The organism is Parabacteroides sp. AF27-14, assembly GCF_003635425.1.
Taxonomy (GTDB): Bacteria; Bacteroidota; Bacteroidia; order Bacteroidales; family Tannerellaceae; genus Parabacteroides; species Parabacteroides distasonis.
Genome location: NZ_QTLZ01000049.1, coordinates 1 through 4,665, shown reverse-complemented (window position 1 = coordinate 4,665; position 4,665 = coordinate 1). Strand labels below are relative to the sequence as shown.

General features: G+C 39.1%; 7 protein-coding genes. All 7 read right to left on the bottom strand.

Annotation, left to right across the window (positions count from 1 at the left end; translation table 11 throughout):
- Window positions 1-133 precede the first annotated feature (133 nt).
- On the bottom strand, window positions 134-436 hold the full coding sequence (locus DWY79_RS22140; protein ID WP_122370498.1) for a hypothetical protein: 303 nt from the start codon (window positions 434-436) through the stop codon (window positions 134-136).
- A 61-nt stretch (window positions 437-497) separates the two neighbouring features.
- Complete coding sequence (locus DWY79_RS22135; RefSeq protein ID WP_005865110.1) at window positions 498-1,523, bottom strand: radical SAM/SPASM domain-containing protein; 1,026 nt, start codon at window positions 1,521-1,523, stop codon at window positions 498-500.
- Window positions 1,505-2,644: a hypothetical protein gene (locus tag DWY79_RS22130; protein WP_005865108.1), complete on the bottom strand. Its 1,140-nt coding sequence runs from the start codon at window positions 2,642-2,644 to the stop codon at window positions 1,505-1,507. Before DWY79_RS22130 ends, DWY79_RS22135 begins: the two co-directional genes overlap by 19 nt.
- A gap of 182 nt (window positions 2,645-2,826) precedes the next feature.
- Complete coding sequence (locus tag DWY79_RS22125; protein ID WP_122370496.1) at window positions 2,827-3,144, bottom strand: hypothetical protein; 318 nt, start codon at window positions 3,142-3,144, stop codon at window positions 2,827-2,829.
- 130 nt (window positions 3,145-3,274) lie between these two features.
- Window positions 3,275-3,667 (bottom strand): hypothetical protein, encoded by a 393-nt coding sequence (locus tag DWY79_RS22120; RefSeq protein ID WP_122370494.1) that lies wholly within the window; start codon window positions 3,665-3,667, stop codon window positions 3,275-3,277.
- 1 nt (window position 3,668) lies between these two features.
- A complete protein-coding gene (locus DWY79_RS22115; protein WP_122357621.1) occupies window positions 3,669-3,866 on the bottom strand; it encodes a hypothetical protein in 198 nt (65 codons plus the stop codon).
- A gap of 17 nt (window positions 3,867-3,883) precedes the next feature.
- A complete protein-coding gene (locus DWY79_RS22110) occupies window positions 3,884-4,108 on the bottom strand; it encodes a hypothetical protein (RefSeq protein WP_122357622.1) in 225 nt (74 codons plus the stop codon).
- Window positions 4,109-4,665 lie beyond the last annotated feature (557 nt).

Here is a 4,665-nt window from a genome sequence, read left to right as displayed (position 1 = left end):
AAAGACTTAAATGTCCATCGCTCCGGCCTTGCCCAAAATAGAAGGATTATGAAGGCCGGTAATCCAACCACCCCACCAACAATACAAACGAATAAGAAGGTTAAAAAATCTTCCATATCTCCTTTTTTACCGATTATAGGTCGTTCTTGAATATAGTAGGATTCAATTCAACCGGGGATCTCCACTCTATTCGATAGTCCTCCCATAAAAAACGTTTCATCATTTGCCAATACTCGAAACATGAGACCGGGGTACGAAACCAGCTACCAGAATCAATTTTTTTATCAGAGAAGTAAGATCGTAACTTTTCCTCCAACTCCTTCTCTATGGATAAATAGGTTTCTGATTCCTCAACCGGATCATGTATTAAACCCGTGATCTGAGGTTTACAATCCCAGCTACAAGAAGCACGACCAAAGCATTTACTTGTTTTCATACCAAACTAATATCCATCATCAACTCTTTTTTCTTCACATGTTTTCATCACCATAAATATGTTACTGAGCCACGCAAGGATCTAGGCCTTTAGGCGTACCATTCAAGATATTAGAGACCTCACGACAGCCGCAATCACACACACCGATATCAGAACAATTCGCGCAATAAGCCGGATGATAGTCGCTTTGAGCAAACAGATTCCAATACGCATTGTCTGTTATCATTTCCCCCTCTAAAACATGCCCGACAATCCTTGGGGAATGATTACACGTCCGGATCTGTCCGCTTGGATCTATCGCAAAGAATCCCTTGGCGGCAGCGCATTGAGTCCCAATCCCCAGGTAACGATATTTATTGATATCCTTGATGAGGCACCTCGGGAACTCCGTCCCTACATATCCATAACATTTCCTATACGATAAGACCTCTTCCGCCGTATCAAGCATTCCATTCAATTGCTCCCTGCTCAACTCAAGCTTTTGGCGATACAGCAAACCTCGTCCCCCGGGTAAAAAACGGTTTAACAAGACTGATGAGGCCCCATTCAATAACCCTAAAGCTATCGTTTCGAATAACTCGTCATAATTTATTCTTGTCACCGTAATATTAACCGTCGTTCTAAGCCTTAATCTTTTCGCCTCCCTGAACCAACCCAATACTCCATCCGCATTATCAACCCCGGTATGATCCTTAAACGTAGCATACCCCGGTAAACTCATCGCTAAGTTCACATGGTAACGTTGGAAAAGCCGAAGATACTCATTCGTCATGAAACGTCCATTTGAGATCAAGGTAATCCCCGGATACTTGTTTCTCTTGCCACTCTGTATATGGATGTACTCAAGTATTTGAGGTAGGCAATCCTTTAGCAAGGCCTCACCTCCGGAGATAGAGAAAACCTCCACGCCCTTGTCATACAATCTGTCCACCACCTCTTTCCACGCTTGTAAATCCAGTTCCTCACCTTTGGGATATTTCCCCTCGGGAGCATACCAAGGACAGGAACAAAAGAGACATCGGTGATTACATTGGTATGTAACCTCCAACACCGCATTTCTTGGCAATCTTATAACCTGATTCCCCATGATTCTATGCCTACTATTTTCTTCAAGAAATCCAAATGTTCCACAAAACGTATACAACTGTCATCCTTGGGATAAGAGAACTCCCTATCTAACCGTCCCTCCATGTATCCTTTCCTAGAATCTTTAGGATGAAAATCTATTTTTCCCATACTATCCTTAAGATATTGAATAAGATAAAGTGCATCTTTTAAATCTCCCAATGATATGTAATCATGGCTCATTCTTACTTTCTCCCACAGAGCAAGGAAAGCTTTAAGCTCTTCTATTGAGGCCGGTATCATATTATATTTATCACTTCCAGAAATATATACAAAAAGATACATGTCAACCCCCGTTTGACAGCAAGCGGAACATAACATCATCGCCATTATATGACATTTATCGGTCCAGCCTCCTAACTCAATATTTATCAACTCTATAGTATCTTTTATATAATCAAAATCTATCTGATTCAGATGCTCCATGCTCACCATTTCTTTCCAGCATTTAGGGCATAACCAGATACCTGTCATTTCCTCTATAACGAGCAGGTCCTCTATGATAAACTCATCGTACCCATACTCTCCTTTAAGAAAAGCTAAAACTATCCTAAGTTTCTCAATAGAGGCCAATGCCACATGATACGTTTGCATACCCTTAAAGCGAATATAGAATAGTAAATCAATCCCTGTCGCTTTTTTCTCTCTCTGACTGCAAACAGAGCACACCCTTCTCACCTTCACGTCATACCCTAAATCTACCATCTCATAAATGATCTCTTGCATAATCTCAATATCATGCTCGTATTCATATCCATAGGTCTGAACTTTTACCTCCCGACCACATTTAGGACATATGAAAGAATAAAGCATATCTGGTGCGGCCGGGCTGTAGCACATGGCTCCCTCAGATCTTCTTGTCTCTATTATTGAACCAATGTCATCCCCCGCCATTTGTTTCAAGCGGACAATAAGGTTTTCACGTTCCAGACTTGGTTGTTCCTTCAATTCCTTCTCATGCTCATGCAGTATTGTTTCCAGCCACTCTCCACCGTTATCGACCTCTGGGGTTTCTGCTAGCTTACGCCGCCATTCCCTATAATCTCTTTCTCTTTCATCTTCACTTTTATATTCGATATACATTATTCCATGTTTTTAGATTGTTAATAAAAGAAATAAGACATATGTAAACTCTCACCTCAAAGTACCAAAGAGAAAATGGGGGCTGGTGTCCCCGCCGCCGCCTTCCGCATCCACTCGCAGCCTCCTCCTTTGGTGCCGCCCCGATCCACGCCAAATAAAGCCATTCGTACCCCAAATACCCCCTAAAGATCATCCTTGAATATAGTAGGATTCAATTCAAACGGGGATCTCCACTCTATTCGATAGTCCTCCCATAAAAAACGTTTCATCACTTGCCAATACTCGAAACATGAGACCGGGGTACGAAACCAGCTACCAGAATCAAATCTTTTATCAGAGAAGTAAGATCGTAGCTTTTCCTCCAACTCCTTCTCTATGGATAAATAGGCTTCTGATTCCTCAACCGGATCATGTATTAAACCCGTGATCTGAGGTTTACAATCCCAGCTACAAAAAGCATGATCAAAACATTTATTAGTTTTTCTGATATCACTCTTCATATTCAATATATATTGATATAGCGTATCAATTGTTTTTGCTTATATCCCACTATTAAACAAGGTATTAAACTATTGAATAATAATTTAATACCTTGTTCAATATATACCACAACAATGTATTTTCTTAGAGTTATTTATAAACGTATTCTGCAGAATGTTGACCATCCGTGAAGAAAAAGTAATTTTCACGCCATACATAAATAGACCTAAGATCATCCGCATCAACACAAGTATAATAAACTTTACCATCTCTCATAGCCTTATGTATGCCTTTAACATTATAGGACTGTTTATCTCCATCCATATTTACGATAAAAATCCCCATACCTGCAATTTTACCTGGAGTAAATGAGATACTTACATCAGCTTTGTAAACATAGCTATTTTCTTGTCCATTAGTATACATTTCAACCTCATTGCAATAAATGCTAAAAGTTTTCATTCCATTCATTTCCAATGTTTTATCTTGAGCATAGACAGCTAAAGACAATATCAAGAACATCAATATTGATATATTTTTCATTTTAAGAACATGATTTTACAAGTAAAACAATAATAATTATAGTTATTACAGTAGGAGCTATAGACAAAAGAAAATAAGCTCCTGCAGCTGCACCAGCCTTAGCATTTTCTTCCGCATCCTCTCCTTTAGGAGTAGCTATATAGCTTAAAAAAGCGAATATTGCAATAACACCGACTATAATCGAAATAATAGTACCCATTACAATTCCCTCCCTGTTTATACATAAAAACTAGCAGTATCAAAACCTTTCGCTTTCAACATATCGATAATATTCGATAATGGCAGGTTATTCACAATACAATTTTTGATCTCTCTTTTTACCGCAGTTTTTCCAAAAAAGCCCAATTTACCCCAAAATGAGATACACTCAATAGACCTATCCGTATAAATATCGATATACGTCATACCAAGAGCATCATAATGTCTAATTCGAATATCCATACACATACCATATATAAATCCTCCCTGTCCCCTTCGTTCGGTGGTTTCTAAATAAAAGAAGCGTGGGGACTATTGGATACTACTGCATTGAGGCCTTGGACTGCCCTTCGCACAATAATAAACAATAGCCCCACGCCTTATAAGTACATATAATTTGCCCATCTATAGATAGGTAAGTATACGACAACAAAGACGTAGGAGCATTTTGTCCATTATCCTGTGCGAATGAAAGTGTCCAAGTTTCAATGCAAGATAATATCTTAACGCTTCTACGTTATTTTCAATACACCGCAAATGTATTACATATAAAACAAAGGGCAAAGAAAATCGTAGAGAATCTTATTTAAAGCTACTCACAAAACATTTCAAGAAAACACATGAGGATATAGGGGCGGGGTTATATAGCCTAAAACGGGCTTAAAAACGCCTTATACGCCAACATGCACTATCGTATAGCAGTTTGCCGAAAAGTACGAGATTGGTAACTTGGTTGATAGTGATCGTATTAAAAATGAGAGAGGCGAAAGATACCACCTCCTCGGAAATATCCCCCACCT

Excerpts from the sequence above, each read along its gene's own strand:
- DWY79_RS22120 (WP_122370494.1), bottom strand. The coding sequence starts at position 3,667 with ATGAAAAATATATCAATATTGATGTTCTTGATATTGTCTTTAGCTGTC.
- DWY79_RS22125 (WP_122370496.1), bottom strand. The coding sequence starts at position 3,144 with ATGAAGAGTGATATCAGAAAAACTAATAAATGTTTTGATCATGCTTTT.
- DWY79_RS22110 (WP_122357622.1), bottom strand. The coding sequence starts at position 4,108 with ATGGATATTCGAATTAGACATTATGATGCTCTTGGTATGACGTATATC.
- DWY79_RS22130 (WP_005865108.1), bottom strand. The coding sequence starts at position 2,644 with ATGTATATCGAATATAAAAGTGAAGATGAAAGAGAAAGAGATTATAGG.
- DWY79_RS22135 (WP_005865110.1), bottom strand. The coding sequence starts at position 1,523 with ATGGGGAATCAGGTTATAAGATTGCCAAGAAATGCGGTGTTGGAGGTT.
- DWY79_RS22140 (WP_122370498.1), bottom strand. The coding sequence starts at position 436 with ATGAAAACAAGTAAATGCTTTGGTCGTGCTTCTTGTAGCTGGGATTGT.
- DWY79_RS22115 (WP_122357621.1), bottom strand. The coding sequence starts at position 3,866 with ATGGGTACTATTATTTCGATTATAGTCGGTGTTATTGCAATATTCGCT.